The organism is Parasphingorhabdus sp. W113, assembly GCF_055693205.1.
The window spans coordinates 3,200,001-3,218,595 of sequence record NZ_CM146328.1 but is presented as its reverse complement, the minus strand read 5'-3'; the positions used below and the strand labels follow the sequence as shown (position 1 = coordinate 3,218,595).

The 18,595-nt window shown below is 57.6% G+C and carries 19 protein-coding genes (1 of these 19 running past the window's edge); 9 read left to right on the top strand and 10 right to left on the bottom strand.

The features are described 5' to 3' along the window. Positions 1 to 89 precede the first annotated feature (89 nt). From ACZ1GS_RS15550 to ACZ1GS_RS15535, 4 genes are all read right to left on the bottom strand, one after another. Entirely contained in the window at positions 90 to 968 is an 879-nt protein-coding gene (locus ACZ1GS_RS15550; protein ID WP_472696076.1) for a hypothetical protein, read from the bottom strand. 213 nt (positions 969 to 1,181) lie between these two features. Further along, positions 1,182 to 1,754, bottom strand: coding sequence for a hypothetical protein (locus tag ACZ1GS_RS15545; RefSeq protein WP_472696075.1), 573 nt, complete (start codon positions 1,752 to 1,754; stop codon positions 1,182 to 1,184). Next, on the bottom strand, positions 1,741 to 2,466 hold the full coding sequence (locus ACZ1GS_RS15540) for a hypothetical protein (RefSeq protein ID WP_472696074.1): 726 nt from the start codon (positions 2,464 to 2,466) through the stop codon (positions 1,741 to 1,743). Before ACZ1GS_RS15540 ends, ACZ1GS_RS15545 begins: the two co-directional genes overlap by 14 nt. After that, complete coding sequence (locus ACZ1GS_RS15535; RefSeq protein WP_472696073.1) at positions 2,467 to 3,234, bottom strand: TIGR04255 family protein; 768 nt, start codon at positions 3,232 to 3,234, stop codon at positions 2,467 to 2,469. A gap of 324 nt (positions 3,235 to 3,558) precedes the next feature. Here ACZ1GS_RS15535 and ACZ1GS_RS15530 point away from each other — a divergent pair, with 324 nt between their 5' ends. From ACZ1GS_RS15530 to ACZ1GS_RS15510, 5 genes are all read left to right on the top strand, one after another. Then, complete coding sequence (locus ACZ1GS_RS15530) at positions 3,559 to 3,747, top strand: hypothetical protein (RefSeq protein WP_472696072.1); 189 nt, start codon at positions 3,559 to 3,561, stop codon at positions 3,745 to 3,747. A gap of 348 nt (positions 3,748 to 4,095) precedes the next feature. After that, a complete protein-coding gene (gene acnA, locus ACZ1GS_RS15525; protein WP_472696071.1) occupies positions 4,096 to 6,774 on the top strand; it encodes an aconitate hydratase AcnA in 2,679 nt (892 codons plus the stop codon). An 85-nt stretch (positions 6,775 to 6,859) separates the two neighbouring features. Next, entirely contained in the window at positions 6,860 to 7,513 is a 654-nt protein-coding gene (locus ACZ1GS_RS15520) for a carboxymuconolactone decarboxylase family protein (protein ID WP_472696070.1), read from the top strand. Beyond that, entirely contained in the window at positions 7,510 to 8,046 is a 537-nt protein-coding gene (locus ACZ1GS_RS15515) for a VOC family protein (RefSeq protein WP_472696069.1), read from the top strand. The genes ACZ1GS_RS15520 and ACZ1GS_RS15515 overlap by 4 nt, the downstream gene beginning before the upstream one ends. A gap of 253 nt (positions 8,047 to 8,299) precedes the next feature. Further along, on the top strand, positions 8,300 to 8,662 hold the full coding sequence (locus tag ACZ1GS_RS15510; protein ID WP_472696068.1) for a hypothetical protein: 363 nt from the start codon (positions 8,300 to 8,302) through the stop codon (positions 8,660 to 8,662). Between the two features lie 86 nt (positions 8,663 to 8,748). On the opposite strand, the gene ACZ1GS_RS15505 is transcribed toward ACZ1GS_RS15510, so the two are convergent. Next, the gene (locus tag ACZ1GS_RS15505) at positions 8,749 to 9,519 is read right to left on the bottom strand and encodes a TSUP family transporter (RefSeq protein ID WP_472696067.1); all 771 of its coding nucleotides are present in this window, start codon (positions 9,517 to 9,519) and stop codon (positions 8,749 to 8,751) included. Positions 9,520 to 9,560: 41 nt separating this feature from the next. Then, positions 9,561 to 10,226, bottom strand: a complete 666-nt coding sequence (locus ACZ1GS_RS15500) for a TetR/AcrR family transcriptional regulator (protein WP_472696066.1) — start codon at positions 10,224 to 10,226, stop codon at positions 9,561 to 9,563. A 142-nt stretch (positions 10,227 to 10,368) separates the two neighbouring features. On the opposite strand from ACZ1GS_RS15500, the gene ACZ1GS_RS15495 reads away from it, so the two are divergent. From ACZ1GS_RS15495 to ACZ1GS_RS15485, 3 genes are all read left to right on the top strand, one after another. Then, positions 10,369 to 11,943: a DUF389 domain-containing protein gene (locus ACZ1GS_RS15495; protein ID WP_472696065.1), complete on the top strand. Its 1,575-nt coding sequence runs from the start codon at positions 10,369 to 10,371 to the stop codon at positions 11,941 to 11,943. A gap of 64 nt (positions 11,944 to 12,007) precedes the next feature. After that, the gene (locus tag ACZ1GS_RS15490) at positions 12,008 to 13,387 is read left to right on the top strand and encodes a DUF4139 domain-containing protein (RefSeq protein WP_472696064.1); all 1,380 of its coding nucleotides are present in this window, start codon (positions 12,008 to 12,010) and stop codon (positions 13,385 to 13,387) included. Positions 13,388 to 13,390: 3 nt separating this feature from the next. Beyond that, on the top strand, positions 13,391 to 14,983 hold the full coding sequence (locus tag ACZ1GS_RS15485; protein ID WP_472696063.1) for a DUF4139 domain-containing protein: 1,593 nt from the start codon (positions 13,391 to 13,393) through the stop codon (positions 14,981 to 14,983). Position 14,984: 1 nt separating this feature from the next. Here the strand turns inward: ACZ1GS_RS15485 and ACZ1GS_RS15480 are convergent, their stop codons facing one another. Both ACZ1GS_RS15480 and ACZ1GS_RS15475 read right to left on the bottom strand, forming a co-directional pair. Then, positions 14,985 to 15,401: an acyl-CoA thioesterase gene (locus ACZ1GS_RS15480; RefSeq protein WP_472696062.1), complete on the bottom strand. Its 417-nt coding sequence runs from the start codon at positions 15,399 to 15,401 to the stop codon at positions 14,985 to 14,987. Continuing rightward, complete coding sequence (locus ACZ1GS_RS15475) at positions 15,394 to 15,693, bottom strand: hypothetical protein (protein WP_472696061.1); 300 nt, start codon at positions 15,691 to 15,693, stop codon at positions 15,394 to 15,396. The genes ACZ1GS_RS15480 and ACZ1GS_RS15475 overlap by 8 nt, the downstream gene beginning before the upstream one ends. 138 nt (positions 15,694 to 15,831) lie before the next feature. Here ACZ1GS_RS15475 and ACZ1GS_RS15470 point away from each other — a divergent pair, with 138 nt between their 5' ends. Continuing rightward, on the top strand, positions 15,832 to 16,260 hold the full coding sequence (locus tag ACZ1GS_RS15470) for a CBS domain-containing protein (RefSeq protein WP_472696060.1): 429 nt from the start codon (positions 15,832 to 15,834) through the stop codon (positions 16,258 to 16,260). Positions 16,261 to 16,281: 21 nt separating this feature from the next. On the opposite strand, the gene ACZ1GS_RS15465 is transcribed toward ACZ1GS_RS15470, so the two are convergent. Continuing rightward, positions 16,282 to 17,085, bottom strand: a complete 804-nt coding sequence (locus ACZ1GS_RS15465; RefSeq protein ID WP_472696059.1) for a sugar phosphate isomerase/epimerase family protein — start codon at positions 17,083 to 17,085, stop codon at positions 16,282 to 16,284. A 73-nt stretch (positions 17,086 to 17,158) separates the two neighbouring features. Then, positions 17,159 to 18,595 carry the 3' portion of a lipopolysaccharide biosynthesis protein gene (locus ACZ1GS_RS15460; protein ID WP_472696058.1) on the bottom strand. The gene runs 90 nt beyond the window's last position, so 1,437 of the gene's 1,527 nt are visible here — the last part of the coding sequence; the start codon falls outside the window, past its right edge; the stop codon is at positions 17,159 to 17,161.

Genomic DNA, 18,595 nt, shown 5'->3' with positions numbered 1-18,595 from the left:
AAAAAGCGGGATTACGAGTATGTTAACCACGCCATCACCGCAGGCGGGGCGCCAAGTGTCCCAAAATGGGACAGCAGGGGCGGCGGGGCTCAGTCGGACGCAGCGGGCGGCGCTTCCTGGCCGTCCTTCAGCCCGGCGCAATAGTCGGCTTCGCGCGCGTCATAGACATCGGCCGCCAGCCACTGAAATTCCTGCGGCAGCACCACCCGGTCGCGGGCGCGGAAGCGGTCGACGGCGGCGAGCACCTCGTCGGTCAGCCCCGCGCCGGTCTTGATATTGATATGCCGCTGCCCATAAGCGCGCGCCCGCGCCGCGATCGCGTCGAATTTTGCCGCCAGATTGTCCCGCGTGATCGGACCCTTGGGGCGCGGGATCGGTCCTTCGTCCTCCGGCGCGGGCAGGGCCTGGGTCCGTGCGCCCACATCACCTCCCGCTTCAGGCCCCGCATCCACTCCCGCATCCACCCCACCATCCCGCGCCGCAAAGCGCCCCGCCGCGTCGCGCCCGGCGCCATTGGTGTCATGCTGGATCAACAGCCGCAGCACGTCGTTGGCATAGCGGGTGCGCTGGCCGACGACCTTGCCATGATACCAGACATCCTCCTCGACCCCCTCGACCGCGCGCTGCCACGCGACCTCGCCGATGGTCGTCTCCGACCGCCGCAGCGCCAGCGCCCAGCGCGCATCAAAAGCCGCGCTGCGCCGGCGATGGCGATAGGCGCTGGTCGTACTGATCCCTGCCACCCGGCAGGCATCACGGACACAGCGCGTCCGGGTCAGCGACGCAATAAACGCATCCTGCCGCGCCGCCGTCCAGCCATCATGGCGTTCTCGATAAGGTTTGGCCCGATAAGCTTTGGCCCGATAGGCTTTGGCGCGACAAGCTTTGGCGTGATCCGGCCGCTCCGGCGGTGGCTCCGCATGCGCGGGAACGGGAAGTTGGGCGGACGGGGGATAGTCCTCTGCCATGGGGGTCGGCCTTTTGGTGGTTGGATTCGGGCCGGTATATCAAAGCGGCGGGGGTGTAGGACAGGGTGTTGGTGATCTTGCAAACCTTCGTTGCGTGCGCGGTGTTTGCTGCTCTTCAGGTTCGCGTACCTGACCGTTTTTGAGGGTCTTTTGGTATGTTACTTCTGTGCATCACCTGCAGAACCAACGCAATTGATATTCGGTAAATCTATACTAGAGTGTTTGCGAGCCCTGTTTTTCATGTAATTTAGCCATTGTTTGTGGATCGTTCGACAAAAGAACTGCCTTGTGAAAGAGAAAGCGAAGCTTTGTATGAGCTTGATTAAGATTTTCGTTTTTTGAAAATTCGTCCGGGTCTTCGGATTTGAGATTGTCGCATAGTGAAATGTGCGCATGGGCGGCGTCTTTGTTGCCGTTGACATCACATTCGCACTCATCACGAACGCAGACCATTCTCATTTCAGAGTCGGGCTGAGCAATCGCTCGGATTTTTCCAGCAGTGGTTCCCAGTATGGCGAATAGATCGCCGCGATCATTCGTAACGGGAATTTTTTCAGTGATGTTGGTTCTATTTGGAAATGGATCTTCCCCTATCCGCCAAACTGATAGCCTGCCTTCATGTAAGTGCCGAATAGGTAAAAAACTCGGCTTTACGTTACCAGTATTTTGGTTGCCATGATTGGGATGATACGCACCTCTTACGATGCCCTCTTCGTCGCCGACGATGCCGGGAGAGAATGCATCTTGCGATATCAGTTCGACTGGACAACGGTTATTGCAAGGCATCCGGTAGTGCAGGCTCTGAATTGTCAAGAATTCTAAGTTTTTCTATAAGCAAACGCTCATTCGAAGTTTGTGCAGACCAAGGTTGTTGATTAAATTCACCAGCATATGAACCAATAACTTCCCCATTTCCTATTAGCCGAATACAAAAAGACGATTCTTGATTATCCCAATACAATCCTATTGTACCAGATTCATCAATTTCAACATCCGGTTTTTTTGACAGCTGCGCTAAAAGATATCCGATACCCTTAAAGTCCTCTAATGAACGCTCGAGCCGGGCAGTGTTTTCGTCACCATATAAATCATGTTTGGTGCGCACAATTTGACTATAAGTTCGATCCACCCAACTCGGAGCATTGAGTGTTTTGGGAATAATACTGATTGATCCGGCGCGGCTAACTGACAAACTTTGTTGTTCTCGGTGGGCTTCAAAAAGCTCTTTCATGGACGAGTCTAAGTCTACCGCGATATCTTCATCATGATCATTCAAGTTTTCTCGGTCGTATTCATTCAAACCTTGCAGTTGCGAAATCAAGTTTTGCACTGTGTTATTGATATTCTTTTTCGTAACGGTGCGATGACTATCAGTATTTACTGATTTTACTGATTTTACTGATTTTAGCCGAAAATTGTTTTTGTCCCTCCTCTGCGTATCAAAGGGGTCAGAATTGGTATCGTGGCCAAAAATTGTATGTAAACTAGTTTGTGGCATCTACTTTCCGTGCAATTTCACTACTTGTTGTGCTTCATCAGACAGAACACTCGATAACATTGATTTATTACTATCATGAAAATGCTCCATTATGGTTGGAGCAATATCACCAAATTTCTTAACATCCTCAAATTCCCCGCGATGTTCTTGAAAGTGAGACAACTCATAGATCCATTGTGCTTCATCATCTTTATTTTGTTTGAATTTATTGTCAACTTTGGAAGATATGTTCAATTTATTTAGAACAGCATGATCCCCCAAAATATAAAACCAACCGTTGTCTGAATTCCAAGCACGACTATGTCTCAAGGTTTCTGACGCGATATAATCATTTTTCGAGAAGACTCTATCGCTTTCGTCTCTGTCATTTGAAGCAAGAAAGACATCTACGACCTTTAGGCTCAAATTTCGGAACTGGGTTTGTTTAACTGAAGTATTTTTGGCAAGTGAATTAGCAACGAGCGACATGTAGTGAGATGACTGACCCCAGATTTCTGCCCACCTGGTGTAACGTGTACACAAAACCTCGATAGTTTCGTTGACTACACTCAAAAACCAAACAGCGGTTCCATCAGGCCGTAAATACTTGAATTGCACGCCAAAATTGGCAGGGTCATTAACAACTTTTTGATGTGGAAGTTTTTCCGCAATATCTTGATATGGTTCGGCGAAGTTTTTTATGTCCTCATAGTCGATTTCTCGGTTCAAGGTCATGCTGAAGCCCACATTCAATATAGAGTGTTCATCGTTGACGGGTATTGGCTTCATTTCAAATTGATATCCCTTCGCTCAATATCAAAGAACTCAAATTGATCTGACATACTATTTCATACAAGTCCAGCATCAGCTCTTGCTCGCCCATTGCCACCCCCTGCCCCCTGCGCTAAACTCTCGCTCGCAACGGGCCAATTCCCGTTGTGAGGCTACAAAACCTCGCTAACGCAAGCACCGGTCGATTGACAGTTTCGGCCGGGTGGCCGTTACGCATGTCCAGGGTTCGCCTAAAGGTGGCGGCGCCCTGTGCTTGCGCAGGGTTTTGTACACCCGGCTCGTCGCCGGGAGCCTCCAACCCCAAACAGGAGGCCTTCCCCCATGGCTCGCTTTCCCCGTCATCCCGCTTCATCCCCCACCCCTGCGCCCGATGCGCCGCCCGCGCGTCCGTCCGTTGCCGCTGGCGATACGCGGGCGCTCAGTTGTCTGGCGCTGGCTGTGTGGTTTGGCGGGACGGTGGTTTTGCTGGTGCTCGGGATCTGGGTGCTGGTGCGCGTGCTGGTGGGGTGAATGGGCGCTGGCGCGGCTTTTTTGTTGGGTCCCCGCTTTCGCGGGGATGACGTTCTCTCCCTTTTCGTCATCCCGAACTTGGTTCAGGATCTCGTTGGGCTGGGGACGACCTCGAGATGGATCCTGAAACGAGTTCAGGATGACGAGTGTTGAGACATTGCGTGCAGCGATGAAAACGCGCGCCGATTGGCTATGCCAACGCAGCGACATATTGCGCCCTGCGGTCCCTTGCGCTAATGCGGCAGCAATTCGACTCACATGCCGGAAAACCCAGCGCCTCGCCGCTTTCGCGGACGCTACGACGGACGGGTTTTCCCGGCATAAACCATCTCTGGACGAAGGATTAGCATGACAACAACAGGACAAGACTCACTCGGCACCCGCGCAACACTGAATGTCAACGGGACCAGCTATAGCTATTATTCGCTCGCCAAGGCGGCGGCGCAGCTCGGGGATATTGATCGCTTGCCCTATACGCTGAAAGTCCTGCTCGAAAATATGCTGCGCTTTGAAGATGGCGGCCACACCGTGGCAGCCACGGATGCCCAGGCGGTGGTCGACTGGCAGAAGGAAGCCAAGTCTTCGGCGGAAATACAATATCGGCCCGCGCGTGTGCTGATGCAGGATTTTACCGGTGTGCCCGCGGTGGTCGATCTCGCGGCGATGCGCGACGGGATCAAGGCGCTCGGCGGCGATGCGCAGAAGATCAACCCGCAGGTGCCGGTGCATCTGGTGATCGATCACTCGGTCATGGTCGATGAATTTGGCACGCCGCAAGCGTTTGAAAATAATGTCGCGCTGGAATATCAGCGCAATATGGAGCGTTACGAGTTTCTCAAATGGGGCTCCAAGGCGTTTGACAATTTCTCCGTGGTGCCGCCGGGCACCGGCATTTGCCACCAGGTGAATCTGGAAAATATCGCCAAGGCGGTGTGGTCGTCCAAGGATCAGAATGGCGATATGATCGCCTATCCCGATACCTGTGTCGGCACCGACAGCCATACGACGATGATCAACGGTCTCGGCGTGCTCGGCTGGGGCGTTGGCGGGATTGAGGCCGAAGCGGCGATGCTCGGCCAGCCGGTGTCGATGCTGATCCCCGAAGTGGTCGGGTTCAAGCTGACCGGCGAACTGGCCGAGGGCATTACCGCGACCGATCTCGTGCTGACCTGTGTGCAGATGCTGCGCGAAGTCGGTGTGGTTGGCCGCTTTGTTGAATTTTACGGCCCCGGCGTGGCGGCTTTGTCGCTGGCCGATCGCGCGACCATTGCCAATATGGCGCCGGAATATGGCGCGACTTGCGGCTATTTCCCGATTGATGACAAGACGCTCGACTATCTGCGGCTGACCGGCCGCCCCGAAGCGGATATTGCGCTCGCCGAGGCCTATGCCAAGGAACAGGGGTTCTGGCGCCATGATGACCAGGTCGAGGCGATCTATACCAAGACGCTCGAGCTTGACATGACCAGCGTTGTGCCGTCGCTGTCGGGGCCGAAACTGCCCCAGCAGCGCGTGTCGATGGCCGATCTCGACGAGGGCTTTAACAAGGATATTACCGAAGTGTTTGGCAGCACCGAGCCGAATAAGCGGGTCGCGGTGGATGGCGCGGATCATGATCTCGGCCATGGCGATGTCACGATTGCCGCGATCACCTCGTGCACCAACACCTCCAACCCGAGCGTGCTGATCGCCGCCGGGCTGGTCGCGCGCAAGGCGCGGGAAAAAGGGCTCCAGCGCAAGCCGTGGGTGAAAAGCTCGCTGGCGCCGGGATCGCAGGTGGTCACCGACTATCTCGACAAGGCGGGGCTCAGCGAGGATCTCAACTATCTCGGTTTCAATCTGGTCGGCTATGGCTGCACCACCTGTATCGGCAATAGCGGGCCGCTGCCGGCGCCGATTTCCAAGGCGATTAACGACAATGATCTGGTCGCCGCCTCGGTGCTGTCGGGCAACCGCAATTTCGAGGGCCGGGTGTCGCAGGACGTGAAAGCCAATTATCTCGCGTCGCCGCCTTTGGTGGTCGCCTATGCGCTGAAAGGCACGGTGCGCGAGGACATGTATGAAACGCCGATCGGGCAGGGTTCGGATGGCGCGGATGTCTATCTCAAGGATATCTGGCCGACCAATGACGAGGTCGATGCCGCGATGCAGGGTGCGGTGAGCCGCGAAATGTTCGAAAGCCGCTATGCCAATGTCTATGACGGTGATGCCGCGTGGCAGGATATTGATGTGACCGGAGGCGACACCTATCAGTGGCGCGCCGGGTCCACCTATGTGGCCAATCCGCCCTATTTTGAAGGCATGACCATGACCCCCGAACCGGTCGGCGATATTGTCGATGCCAAGACCCTCGCGGTGCTCGGCGACAGCATCACCACCGACCATATTTCGCCAGCGGGTGCGATCAAGGAAGACTCGCCGGCGGGCAGTTACCTGCGCGATCATCAGGTTAACAAGGCCGACTTCAACAGCTACGGCTCACGCCGCGGCAACCACGAAGTGATGATGCGCGGGACTTTTGCGAACATCCGGATCAAGAACCAAATGGCCGACGGCAAGGAAGGCGGCTACACCAAATATAACGGTGAAATCATGCCCATCTACGACGCCGCCATGCGCCACAAAGCCGACGGCAATGACCTGGTTGTCATCGGCGGCGAGCAATATGGCACCGGCTCGTCGCGCGACTGGGCGGCGAAAGGCACCAATTTGCTGGGCGTTCGGGCAGTGATCGTCGAAAGCTATGAGCGTATCCACCGGAGCAATCTCGTCGGCATGGGCGTGCTGCCACTGCAATTTGCCGAAGGCGTCGACCGCAACACGCTGAGCCTCGACGGCACCGAAAGCTTCACCATCAAGGGTGTCGCGACGCTGAAACCGCTGCAGGAGGTCGAGGTGGAAATGACCCGCGCCGACGGCACCACGGCGACGTTCAACACCCTCTGCCGGATTGATACGGCCAATGAGATGGAATATTTCCTCAACGGCGGCATCCTGCACTATGTGCTGCGCAATCTCGCGGGCTAGCAACCGGGCGTTGTGAAGCGGATAGCGGCATTGCCGCTTTCGCTGAAACGGACATGCTGATAGCATCGGGGCATAGGAGAATCTTATGCCCCGTTTGCGTGAAATTCCGCGATCCGAAGTCGAGGACGCCTATGTGCTGGCGCTTTACAACACGCTGTTCGGTGACCGCGATCCAGTCGCAGAACCGGGCACCGCCACCGGTACGCCCGGCAACTGGTGGACGGTGTTTGCACAGGTGCCCGACGCCTTCAAACACACCACCGAGGGCTTCGGATTTTATCGCGCGCCCAACCGCAAGCTGGATCCCAAGCTGCGCGAGCTCGGCCAGATCCGCGCCGGCTATGCGGTGGGATCGCAATTTGTCTATTCCCAGCACAGCAAGGCGATGCGCTTCGAAGGCTATTCGGAAGAACAGGTCAAGGCCATTCCGCATTGGGCAACGGCGGATTGTTTCAGCCCGGTCGAACGCGCGGTGCTCGCTTATGCTGATTGCCTGGTGCTCGAACGGGGGCGCGTGCCGGACGGGGTTTTTGCGGCGCTGAAAGCGCATCTCAGCGAAGTCGAGATCCTCGAGCTGACCTACATTACCTGCACCTACATGATGCATGCGGTGATGAGCCGGGCGCTCAAACTCGAATTTGATGATGTGCCGGAGCGGGTGACGGAAGTGCCGGCGCCGGAAGGCGCAACCGCCGATGTCATGGGCATGGTCGATAAAAGAAAGGATGGCGGCAAATGAGTTATCATCACTTGGCCTTGGCAGCGCAGGATATGGCGGCAATCCATGCCTTTTACGAGGGCGTGATGGGTTTTGAACTGGTGACGGTCGAAATCACGCCGGTCATGGGCGGCGGCTGGGGCAAACATTTCTTTTATCGGATGGATGGCGATGACAGCAAGTTTATCGCCTTCTGGGAGCTGCACGATGTTCCGGGCCAGGCAGAGCATGAATTTGATCTCAACGCCGCGGCCAAAGTTCCGCCGGGGACGAACCATATCAGCTTTGATGTCGATAGTCCGGATGCGTTGATTGAATGGCGCAAGCAGTGGAATGCCGCCGGTCTTGATGTCCTCGAGGTCGACCATAATTGGTGCCATTCGATCTACACGCGCGATCCGAACGGGAATATGGTGGAATTTTGTCTGACCACGGGATCCTTCGGCGAAGCGGAGCGCAAGCGGGCGCTGGCTGCGTTGGATGAAAAAACCATGATTCCGACACCGCCACCGGCTGCGATGAAGCAATGGCTGGCTGCGGACTATTCCGGCTGAAAGCGCTAAAACGGTTGCCGGTCTGGTAAAAATATCGGATGAAATACAGGCAGATTTGCGGTATTTTTTCAATCTGGCCGAGTGGGATGCTCAGCGTTTCATTTCCAGCGGAAAACTTGGACAAAGAGCGGCTTTCGCAATTCCAAAAAGAGGCGCCCGGGTTGCTTTTTGCGCGCCCGGGCCGCTGCGTCCGTTGTAACCGAACCGGACCGGATGGCGAACTCCAGAGCAAGACATGCAAAGGAGAAGACCCATGTTGAGACTGACATCCCTGGCCCTCACCGGCCTGCTTGCCGTGACCGCCATGGCACCGGCCCAAGCGGCTGACGTAAGTGGCAATGTTGCCGCGCAAAACGCCTCTGCGAAAGCCCCGGTTCCGGCATTGGCGGCTGCTGGCGGCGACCGGTTGCAGGACAAAGCAGCCGATCGTCGCCACGGCCGGTCCTTCGGTTTCGGCCATCGTGGATTGGGCCATGGGCGATCGCTGCATCATGGGCGATCTCATTTCAAACATAAGTTCAAGCGCAAACATCATCGCGGCTTCGGGCGCCACAAGACTTATCGCCGCTTCGGTCATCACCGGTTTTCGCGGCACCGCAATTTCCGCCACCGGTAACCGGCGGAAAGACGACGGCACGCGCAGTATCAGTGCCGGGTCGCAGGGTCAGGCGGTGTCATGCAACAGGGGCGCCGCCTGATTCTTCAGAATAATTTCACCATCGCGACGCTGGCCGCGATACCGAGCAGAACCACAACAAAACTGCGCCAGACCGGCTCGGAGACCGTTCCGAAAAATTGTGACCCGAAATGGTTGCCGCCAATCATTAACGGGCAGGTCAGCGCGGTCAGCACCAGCAGTTGCTCGTCGACCATATCCCGCCAGAATGCCACCGCTGTGCCCATCGCGGCGGTGGCAAAAAAGACCGTGATCATGGAACCCCGTGCGACGGCGGGCGCGACCTGCTTGCGCACGAAGTGGAGCACCACCGGAGGCCCCGGCATCGCGGCAAAGCCGTTGAGCAGTCCTGACGTGACGCCAACAAAACCGATGACCAGCGGCGACCGACTGAGCTGTGCCGGGCGCTTCAGCATGAACACCAGGAAGCTGCCAATCGCGATCGATGTGATAATCAGCCGGGCGACATCCGCGCTGACAATATCGAGCAGCCACAAGCCGAACGGCGTGGCGCAGCAGGCGATCAGGGAAATCGTGCCAACCATTGATCGGTCGATCAGCTTGCTCGCCTGGCGAATGCCAAATGGTCCGATGATGAGCTGCATCAAAATGGCCATGAGCACAGCGGTGGCCGGGGTGGCGACCAGGCCGATCAATGGTACCGACAATATTGCATAGCCAAAACCGGTCAGGCCGCGGAAAAAGGCGGACCCGAAAACGATCAGACAGACCGCCACAAACGGGAACAGGGCAAGGCCAGCATAAGTGCTGAGCCAGATATTGGCGGTATCGAACATGCCGGCTCTTTGCCGATTTTATCAATCAAAGCAACAAGCTATTACGGCGGATTGGCCGCGCGCCGCGATTCAGTTCGCGATATGCAGCGCCGGCCGGGGGGAACATGGGCGCGCTGCGCTTTCAATCCGGTCAATATCGTATCAATGACCTGCGCCAGCCGGTTTTCGTCGGCCAGATGCATCATGTCCATCATCAGGTTGGGATTGCAGAAAGGCTGCACCATGGTGTTGACCAGCGATACGATCTGGTCGAGTTCCAGACCCTCGAAATAACCTTCTTCCATCGCTTCAGCCAATATGATCGCCATATAATGGTCGGTCAGATCGACATAGCCGCGGATGACTTCAAAATGCTGATCGCCCAGCTCCATATAGGAGCGAAACAGATCGGGATCTTCCTCGAAACGTGCCCGTTTGATCAGCAGGCGCCGGGCGAAAAACTGATAGAGCTTTTCACGCGCCGGCAGGTCCGCTTCGACAAGATCCTCGATGATCGTGATCAGCTCGGCAAACCAGCGGCCCGCCATCGCCTCGGCCAACGCATCCTTATTTTCGAAAAACCGGTACACGTTGGACTGAGACATACCTGCCTCTGCGGCGAGATCGGTAATGGTGAAGTTAATCGCACCCCGTTCCCGAATAATGGTCTCTGCGGTTTGGATCAGCTTTTCACGTCCGGCTTCAATATCGGTTTCGGGGCGAGGCATGGTTTAACTCCTGAGGGGATGGATCGTGCGGTCTATATAGGCGATACAGTTTTATGATAAAAGATATAAAAAATTATTTTTCAATTACCTCCGACGTAGTTTCCATATTGTCGCGCGACCGGTTGCAGGGCTAAAGAGGAGTATGAATGATATTTCACAACCGGATACCAAGTCCGGCGAGCGACATCCGGGCAGGGAGCCAGGGCCGTTTGATCCGGTAACCGGCAGCATCGCATTGTTCCGGCGTTGGTGGCGCGTGATGGTCCGATCGGGCGTGGACCAGGAAGCGGTTATCGCGAAGGTCAAGGAAGATAGCGACTTCAGCCCGCGCTATGCCTTCATGACCTGTATGTCAGCGGGCATCGCAATTCTCGGATTGCTGCTGTCATCGCCGGCCGTGGTTATCGGCGCGATGCTGCTGTCTCCGCTGATGGGACCGATCATGGGGGCCGGGTTCGCGCTCGCGATTGGCGATTATGCCTGGCTGCGCGAAAGCTCCAAGGCTTTGATCCTGGGGACGATTGTCGCGATTTTATTTTCCGCCTTGGTGGTGGCGCTGTCGCCCTTGCAGACGGTCACGACCGAGATCGCGGCCCGGACACGACCGAATCTCTTTGACCTGGCGGTTGCCCTTTTTTCCGCGCTGGCTGGCGCCTATGCGATGATCCGGGGGCGGATGGGAACCATCGTCGGCGTAGCCATTGCCACCGCTCTGATGCCGCCGCTTGCAGTGGTCGGTTTCGGCGCCGCGACTCTCAACATGTCGGTATTCAGCGGCTCGCTGGCCCTGTTTTTCACCAACCTTATGACCATAGCCCTTACCGCTGCAGCGATGGCCCGGCTCTATGGTTTCCATTCGACCCTGTCAGAGCGCCAGTCGCAATTGCAAATAGCTGGCATGGTCGTGATATTTATCGGCCTGGCTATTCCACTGGGCTATTCGCTGCAACAGATTGCCTGGGAGGCCAATGTGTCGCGATCGGCCAATGGCTATATCAAGGACCAGTTTGGCGAACGGGCCCGGGTGTCTCAGATCGATATTGATTTTGACGCCGACCCGATCCTGATCAGCGCTTCGGTCTTCACGCCGAGCATTGTTGCCGGGGTGGAAGAACAAAGCGCGCGGGTGTTGAGTCGGACTTTTAACCGTCCGATCGCTGTCACCGTCGAACAATATCGGGTGGAGACCGGCGGCGATGCGGCCGCCGCCGAACTGGCGGCCGCACGAGCACAGGAACAGGCGCAGGAAGCCGAAATTCGCGTGGTGAAGTTGCGAGAGAATCTGGCGCTCATTGCCGGCGTATCGCCGGAGGATGTCACCATTGACACCGCGCAGCGCCGTGCGCTCGTGAATGCTAAACCGTTACAGGGTGCGACACTGGATACCTATCATGCGCTGGAGAAACGGGTCGCAAGCCAAGCGGAGGACTGGACCATCCAAATCAAGCCACCGGCGCTGGCCCTGCCGCCACTGACCATTTCGGAGGGCACGGTCAATCCGCAGTCGAGGCCGAATCTCGCGCTAATCATATGGGCGGCCGACCGGGTACAATTGCCGTTGGGTGCAGACGGATCGTCGCAAGATGTTGAGATCGCGCGAAAAATGCTGTTCGACAATAATGCGGTGACAATTCAGCCTTCGGGAAATGGTGCCGCCCCGGGCACGGTGCGTTTGCGTTGGCTATCGCCGCAAGTTGCTGAACCTGCGGAGCAATGATCGTTTAAGCTACATTCATTTTGGTCACGGTAAGCCGTGCCTCAGGAACGATGGAGAGAGAATAATGCGGCTTCTTGCGATGACCGGCCTTGTGCTGGCAACTCTGGCGACGCCAGCGATCAGTCAGTCTTCGGGACAGGGTGATATAGCGGTCACGATCTATAACAACAATCTGGCGCTGGTACAGGATACCCGCCGCCTCAATATTCCCTCTGGCCGGTCAGTGCAGAGCTTTCCCGGAGTTTCCGGCCAGATCCGCGCCGAAACGGTCGGGTTTAACGCAGCGGATACCGGCATCGTGGAACAGAATTTTGACTATGATCTGCTGTCACCGGCGAAGCTGATGGAAAAAGCGGTTGGCGAAACCGTGACGATTGTGCGGATCAATCCGGCGACCGGCAAGGAAACTCGTGAACGCGCAAAAGTTCTCGCAGCCAATGGCGGCGTCGTGCTCCAGATCGGATCGCGGATCGAGGTGCTGCGCGATGATCGCCTGCCGACCCGGGTCATTTTTGACAAAGTCCCATCGAATCTGCGCGCACGGCCCACCCTTTCGGTGACGCTGAACAGCAGCCGCGGCGGCACACGCCCAGCGCAGCTGAGCTATCTGACTGGCGGCATGGGCTGGAAGGCCGATTATGTCGCATTGTTTGATGAAAGTGCAGGAAAAATGGATGTGCAGGGCTGGGTGACGCTGACCAACAATACCGGCACGACGTTCAACAACGCCAAGACCCTGCTGGTCGCGGGCACACCCAGTGTGTACGGACAACGCAGCCGCAATGGGCGCAACAATGTCCGGCGCGCGGGCACCGAATCGGCCAACCGTGAATCGCTGGGTGATTTCTATCTTTATCCGCTGGCCGCGCGGACAACCATTGCCAATGCGCAGACAAAGCAGGTCAGTTTTCTGGATGTGACGGGCGCGTCGGCACAAAAGGCCTATGAATTTACCAATCGCTGGCTCGGCACGCAACGCGAGGCGCAGAGCGCCGCGACGGTGCTGCAGTTCAGCGCGTCCAAGGATGGCGGCCTCGGTGACGCGCTCCCCGCCGGCACCGTGCGCGTCTATATGAAAGATGCCTCTGGCCAGCCGCAATTTATTGGCGAAAACAGCATCGGCCACACGCCGATGGGATCCGAACTGGGGCTGAAGACCGGGGAGGCTTTTGATGTGAAGGTCAAGCCGACCGTTACCGAACGGCGCCGTCTGTCCTCGACCAAATGGCGGACCGCCATGTCCTATGAACTGACCAATGCGAAAGCGACGCCGGTGACGGTGTCGCTGATCCAGAACGGTCTCGACTTTTACTGGTCGGATACGCGCATTGTCAGCGAAAGTCTGGAAAGCGCGCGGCGTTCTTCCGACAGTATTGTCTGGAAAGTAGCGGTGCCGGCCAACGGCCGGACCACGGTTACCGCGACCTTCGAGACGCGGTTCTAGATCATGATCAAACGCGCGCTGACAGCGTTGCTGTTCCTTGCCAGTTCCGCCGTCATGGCCGCGCCGGCGGCATCCCAGGCGTCGGAATGGGCGCGGCAGACCGTGACCTCTGATGGTCCGTCTGCGGTTTCGGTGACCGTCTATCGCGATCCCAACCGGCAAGCCGCCAATGGCATGAACCTGCGGTACCTTGGTGGCTATGCCTTGATCACCGAACAGCGGACGATTGATTTGCCGGCCGGCGAAATTGACCTGCGGTTCGAAGGCGTCGCTGGCGGGATCATTCCCCAGTCCGCGATCGTGACCGGCATGCCTGATGCGGTGATCGAGAAGAACCGCGATGCCGCCTTGCTCTCCCCCTCGGCCTTGCTCAACGGCCATCTTGGACGCGGTGTAACGATCCGGCGGACCAGCGCGGTGACCGGCGAAACCCGGGAATATGAGGCACGGGTGCGCAGTGATGCCAGTGGCGGTGTCGTTCTGCAGACCGCGGACGGCTTCGAAGCGTTGCAATGTACCGGACTGAATGAAACGCTGGTCTATCCGGCAATTCCCGAAGGGCTGTCGGCCAAACCGACGCTGTCGATCAAAAGCCGCGTGGCGACGGCGACGCGTGCGACCGTCACCCTGTCCTATCTCGCGACCGGTTTTGACTGGCAGGCCAATTATGTCGCCGATGTCAGTGCCGACGGCCAGACGATCAACTTGTTTTCCTGGGTCACCCTGGCCAATGGCGACGAAACCTCCTTTGCCAATGCCCAGACCCAGACGGTTGCGGGTCAGCCCAACAAGGGCCGGGACAGAATTGCCCCGGCCACCGGCAGCGCTATTTCTTTGCGTTGCTGGCCGCAAGCTACGACCAGCGATATTGCCGTGAAGCGCTTTGAACGGGCCAGACGGGATAGCCGCATGCTGGGGCAGGCATTGCCGACTCCGATGGCGGCAATGGAGGCGGAAGCGGACGTGGTTGCGTTTTCCGGATCCCGCAGAATGGAAGCGAAGCAGGAAGATTTGGGTGACCTGAAACTCTATCGCATTCCGCTGCCGGTCACGGTCGCCTCGCAGAGCCAGAAACAGGTCGCGATGTTTGAAAAGACCGCGATCCCCTTTGTCCAGATATATGAAGCCGAGCCGTGGGCCTCCTCTTATGCCGACAGCACGCCGCTCGCGACCACCGTGCGCTTTCAGAACCGCAAGCGCGACGGACTGGGCCTCGCCATGCCGGCAGGCAAGATGGTCGCGTTCCGTTCGGTCTCGGGCGAGCGACTTTTGCTCGGCGAGGGCAGTCTCGAAGACAAGGCGATTGGCGAAGAGGTTGAGGTGACCATCGGCCAAAGCCCGTTGGTACGCTATAGCCTATTGTCGCTCGGCCAGGTCGAAACCAAAAAGCGCCGAACCATGGATATGCGGATGACCGTCACCAATGCCTCTGCGCATCCGGCGCGGGTCGAGATCAAGCTGCCTAGCGGCGATGACGAAACATTGCGCAATGCCAGCAGCAAGCTGGGCCGGAAAGACGGTGCGGATTTCTGGGCGGTGACGGTTCCGGCCAATAGCGAACGGGTGTTGACTTACAAGCTGATCCAGCGGCTCTAGCCTAGCCGGAATATTTGGCTTTTGATTCGGCGGGGATTGCGCGCGGGCGATGGTTTTCGTCGAGCGCGACGAAGGTGAACAGCCCGCTGGTGACCGGCACATGCTCTTCCCCGCGGTTGCGCTCGGCGACAACATCAAGCCGCAGGCTGACCGAACTGGTACCGATCCGTTCCACCCGGGCATAGACCGAGACAATATCGCGGGTGAGAATCGGCGCGAGAAATTCCATCGCTTCGATGGCGACCGTCGCGGTGGAGCCCTGGGCGACGCGGGCGGCCATGATGCCGCCGGCAATGTCCATCTGGCTGAGCACCCAACCGCCGAATATATGTCCGTTATTATTGAGGTCGCGCGGTTGCGGGGCAACGCGCAGTACCGGCTGGAGCGCGATCAGGCTCTGCAAATCATCTTCACTCATCGGGCGATATGTCCCCGCTGACGGGATCATCAATGCAGTCGTCATGGCCGGTTCCGCTCGACAGGAACACCAGTCCCATCAGCGCGGCGGTCAGCATCAGGGCAAAGGCAACGCCGCCCGCTGCGGCGATATACATGTGGATCGAAACCAGGCCGTGCAGATAATAGAGCACTGCAAGAGCCGCGACGACGCATAACAATGTCAGCGCGCCCATCCAGCGCATCAAGCGCCAGTAGCGCGACCAAGCGATACCGGCATAGAGCGGATCGTCCAGTTGAGAGGGGCCAGGCAAATGATCGTCTCCTTAGGGGAAGGTCCTCTTTGAACCCTATTCAATTGGCCATCAAGTCCAACTTCGGTCAAAACTATGCTATATTGCCACAAAGGATAAAGAATCAGGGGTATTTCATAGGAAGGGGAGAGGGCGCGCATGACGATTCAGAGCATATTGCAAGGCCGGGACGACACGATTTTCAATTGTACGGTGGATCAGACAGTGTCGGAGGCGGTCAGTATTTTGGCCGACAAGAGAATCGGGGCCTTGCCGGTTCTGGATGGCGAAAAGATTGTCGGCATATTTTCCGAGCGCGATGTGCTGCACTGCCTGCAGGAATTCGGTCCGGCGGCACTGGACCGGAAGGTTGCCGACGTGATGACCGCGGACGTGATCTCTGTCGACCTCCAAAAAAGTGCGATCGGGGCGCTATCCCTGATGACCAAAAGACGCATTCGCCATTTGCCGGTGGTGGACGACGGACGGTTTATCGGTTTTGTGTCGATTGGCGATCTGGTGAAATATCGCATCGACAAGATTGAAAGCGAAGCGGCCGCGATGCGGGATTATATCCAGTCGGCTTGAGCGCCTTCCACCGCCGGCGGCTCAACGGATCGCAATTTCGGCTTGCTCAAAATAGGCCAGGCTGGCTTTGCGGACGGCCCTGGCGCGGTCCACTGCATCCGGGTAGCGATCCCGATAGGCTTTTGACCGCACCTCAAGACTGAGCGGAATGTCGGCCGGCAGGGCCGCAACGAGCGCGGCAAGAGGCAGTTCTCCTTCGCCCGGAGCGGACCGCAGATCGACCGCATCTTCAAGATAGGATTCGAAATTGTCCGCACATGCGGTCGTGCCGTCACAGATCTGGCTGTAGGGCAGCAGAGTGGATTCGATCGCACTCAGTGCGGACGGCTTGTGCCCGGCGCGCTGGAAATGCAGCGCATCGATCAGCAGGGCCGCCGCGGGATGATCGCACCGGCCGACAATATCGGCCGCATCATCCAGATTCTGCACGGCAGTGATCATCAGAAATTCTAGCGCGACGCGCATATTGGCTGGCGCTGCCCATTCACATAGCTGCCGCACGGCCGCTGCTGTCCGATCTTTGTCGGGCTCCGCGCTGACCACCAGAACATTCGGCGCGCCCAGCTCGGCACCCACCGCGATGATGCGTTTGTGATCGTCTCCGACTGCACCGCCTTCCGGAATCCAGATCACCTCGACGTCAAGGACTGACAGGCCGTGGTCCCGGATAGCCGCTTTGGTTGCGCGGACCATGGCGTCGTCGCACTGGTCCGGTTCGATTGTAAAACCGACATGGCTAAAGCCAGCCTGTCCGGCGGCTCGTGCGATCTGGTCAGGTTGATAGTCCGGCAATGTACCGGCAGCGAGGGAAAATATATGAGCCATGCTCTTGGCCTAGACCATCGGCAGGGCGAAACAATAGGCACTTTTAGGAGGCCGATTTGCACTCCGCGATTCGCTAGGGCGCAGTGGCGGGCGAGGGCGCGTTGGGATCTTCCTCGATCTCCGGCTCCGGCGGCTTGCGCCGGACGATCAGCTGGATGACTTCGATCAATGTTGGTCTGGCGAGCAACCACAAGAGCCCAACATAGGCAATGCCGCCAATCGCTACGAGGGTGGCCAGGCGCGCATAGACGATCATCTCCGGCAAATAGTAATCGGCCAGAAAGACCAGAGCCGCCATGGCGAGCGAAGCCGACAGGCCGGGCCAAACCGACTGGGCCAGTTCCCAGGCCGAGATGCCGATATGGCGATGCGACTGGAGGAAGGTGAACAAGGTCAGCAACGGGAAGGCGATGACCCAGCCCCAGGCCAGACCATAGACACCGAATTGAATGCCGATGAGAAAGGTGATCGGCATGAGCAGCGCGCCAAACATGTTGGTGCGCGCAGTGATCTGCGGCCGGCCGAGCGCGTTGTTGGCCGGGGTGAACAGGATCTGCAGCGTCATCACCGGCATGGCCAGCGCGAGGATCATGACGAACGGGGCCATTTCGAGCCACTTCGGACCGAAGAGCGTTCCGACCAGCGGTTCCGCTGTTACCGCCATACCAAAATAGAGCGGACAGGAAATCAGCATGATCAGACGCACCGCCTTGAGGAAGGACCAGCTCAGCGCTTCGGGCTGATCCTGCAATCTGGAATAAGCGGGAAACGCGACCTCGTTGAGCGGCGGCACGAATTTCGCGGCAAAGATCGTGGTCAGAAACAGCGCCTCGGCATAGAGGCCGAGATCATGCGGGTCGAGATAGCGGCCGGCAATGAAAATGTCAGCCTGGCTCTGGATGGTCCAGAAAAAGTGACTGGCGAGCAGCGTCGCACCGAAACCGAACATTGATCCGGCGCCTTTGAAGTTGAAGCTCGGCCAGATATAGAATTTGACCGCGATCACCAGACAGATGGCGCGCGTCCAGAATATGGCGATCGGTGCGAGTATCAATGTCCAGACACCATAGCCGGCGAGCGCGAAATAAAGCGCCGTGACCGCGCCAGCGATGGCAGAGACCAGATTGATGATGGCCGGTTTCTTGAACTCCAGATTTCGGGTCATTAGCGCCTCGGGCAATACCGTGAACGGAGTCGCGAGAAAGATCAGCGCCTGGAGACGCAGGAGATCGGCGATTATCGGCTGACGGAAATAGTCTGCCGCGACCGGCGCCAGCAGAATCTGGAGAATCGCGATTCCCCCATTAAGCAGCAAAAGCATGCCAAATGCCTGGCGAATCCGGATTCGTTCGACTTTTTCGGCCTGGATAATCGAACTGGCGAGCCCATAGCCGTTCATGAAACTCAAAAAAACGAGAACCACCTGAGTCATCGCAAAGATTCCGTAATCATTGGGATCAAGGATGCGAATGACCGCCAGCGTCGAACCCCAGGCGATGATCTGTGCGAG

Excerpts from the sequence above, each read along its gene's own strand:
- ACZ1GS_RS15530 (WP_472696072.1), top strand. The coding sequence starts at position 3,559 with ATGGCTCGCTTTCCCCGTCATCCCGCTTCATCCCCCACCCCTGCGCCC.
- ACZ1GS_RS15465 (WP_472696059.1), bottom strand. The coding sequence starts at position 17,085 with ATGGCTCATATATTTTCCCTCGCTGCCGGTACATTGCCGGACTATCAA.
- ACZ1GS_RS15545 (WP_472696075.1), bottom strand. The coding sequence starts at position 1,754 with ATGCCTTGCAATAACCGTTGTCCAGTCGAACTGATATCGCAAGATGCA.
- ACZ1GS_RS15535 (WP_472696073.1), bottom strand. The coding sequence starts at position 3,234 with ATGAAGCCAATACCCGTCAACGATGAACACTCTATATTGAATGTGGGC.
- ACZ1GS_RS15505 (WP_472696067.1), bottom strand. The coding sequence starts at position 9,519 with ATGTTCGATACCGCCAATATCTGGCTCAGCACTTATGCTGGCCTTGCC.
- ACZ1GS_RS15480 (WP_472696062.1), bottom strand. The coding sequence starts at position 15,401 with ATGAGTGAAGATGATTTGCAGAGCCTGATCGCGCTCCAGCCGGTACTG.
- ACZ1GS_RS15515 (WP_472696069.1), top strand. The coding sequence starts at position 7,510 with ATGAGTTATCATCACTTGGCCTTGGCAGCGCAGGATATGGCGGCAATC.
- acnA (WP_472696071.1), top strand. The coding sequence starts at position 4,096 with ATGACAACAACAGGACAAGACTCACTCGGCACCCGCGCAACACTGAAT.
- ACZ1GS_RS15495 (WP_472696065.1), top strand. The coding sequence starts at position 10,369 with ATGAATGATATTTCACAACCGGATACCAAGTCCGGCGAGCGACATCCG.
- ACZ1GS_RS15485 (WP_472696063.1), top strand. The coding sequence starts at position 13,391 with ATGATCAAACGCGCGCTGACAGCGTTGCTGTTCCTTGCCAGTTCCGCC.
- ACZ1GS_RS15520 (WP_472696070.1), top strand. The coding sequence starts at position 6,860 with ATGCCCCGTTTGCGTGAAATTCCGCGATCCGAAGTCGAGGACGCCTAT.
- ACZ1GS_RS15550 (WP_472696076.1), bottom strand. The coding sequence starts at position 968 with ATGGCAGAGGACTATCCCCCGTCCGCCCAACTTCCCGTTCCCGCGCAT.
- ACZ1GS_RS15500 (WP_472696066.1), bottom strand. The coding sequence starts at position 10,226 with ATGCCTCGCCCCGAAACCGATATTGAAGCCGGACGTGAAAAGCTGATC.
- ACZ1GS_RS15470 (WP_472696060.1), top strand. The coding sequence starts at position 15,832 with ATGACGATTCAGAGCATATTGCAAGGCCGGGACGACACGATTTTCAAT.
- ACZ1GS_RS15540 (WP_472696074.1), bottom strand. The coding sequence starts at position 2,466 with ATGCCACAAACTAGTTTACATACAATTTTTGGCCACGATACCAATTCT.
- ACZ1GS_RS15490 (WP_472696064.1), top strand. The coding sequence starts at position 12,008 with ATGCGGCTTCTTGCGATGACCGGCCTTGTGCTGGCAACTCTGGCGACG.
- ACZ1GS_RS15510 (WP_472696068.1), top strand. The coding sequence starts at position 8,300 with ATGTTGAGACTGACATCCCTGGCCCTCACCGGCCTGCTTGCCGTGACC.